2 protein-coding genes are annotated in these 604 nt (G+C 72.0%); both read right to left on the bottom strand.

The window, feature by feature from the left end:
• Positions 1 to 207: ATP-binding cassette domain-containing protein (locus tag ACWD3C_RS48420; protein WP_451155191.1), on the bottom strand; the 207-nt coding region annotated here is incomplete at its 3' end.
• Between the two features lie 37 nt (positions 208 to 244).
• Positions 245 to 403: a hypothetical protein gene (locus tag ACWD3C_RS48415; protein ID WP_451155189.1), complete on the bottom strand. Its 159-nt coding sequence runs from the start codon at positions 401 to 403 to the stop codon at positions 245 to 247.
• Between the last annotated feature and the right edge of the window lie 201 nt (positions 404 to 604).

Raw genomic sequence — 604 nt, 5'->3', positions numbered from 1 at the left:
GACGTGCAGGTCGCCGGCGTCGGCGGTGATGAGGGTGGAGAGGATCTTGACGGCGGTGGTCTTGCCGGCGCCGTTCGGGCCGAGCAGGGAGAAGACCGTGCCGGCCGGCACCGCCAGGTCGATGCCGTCGAGGACCGTCTTGTCCCCGTATGCCTTGCGCAGCCCCTTGGCCGCGATGGCGGGAGAGTGCGAAGTCGTTTTCGTCATGCCGCAGAGATTGCGGCAGGGCGCATTCAGCGCGGTTTCACGACGGTTTCAGCGCACTGGAACCGGGGTTGCCTCGGGTGGCTGTGGTGCGCCGGCCCTCCGCGAGGAGTTCGCGGAGCTCGTGCACCGCCTCCCGGAGCCTGGCCGCGAAGACGTGCATGCCGTCTGCCACCGCGAGCGGGGTGGACAGGTACACGTGGAAACGGTCCGGCAGGAACACGGAACACGTACGCGACTCGTCGGCGGCGTGAGAGCGGCGCGCGGTGCTGTGATGTCGTGCAGGTGCCCGGCCGGGGGGGGGGGGGGGGGGGCGGCCCCGCCCCCCCCCCCCGCCCCCCCACCCCCAACCAGCCCCGCGCCAGCGCGGCAGAGCGGCGAGAAGGGCACGAGTGAAAGA

The organism is Streptomyces sp. NPDC002845, assembly GCF_053591955.1.
The sequence above is the reverse complement of the archived record's forward strand: the minus strand, read 5'-3'. Positions and strand labels throughout refer to the sequence as shown.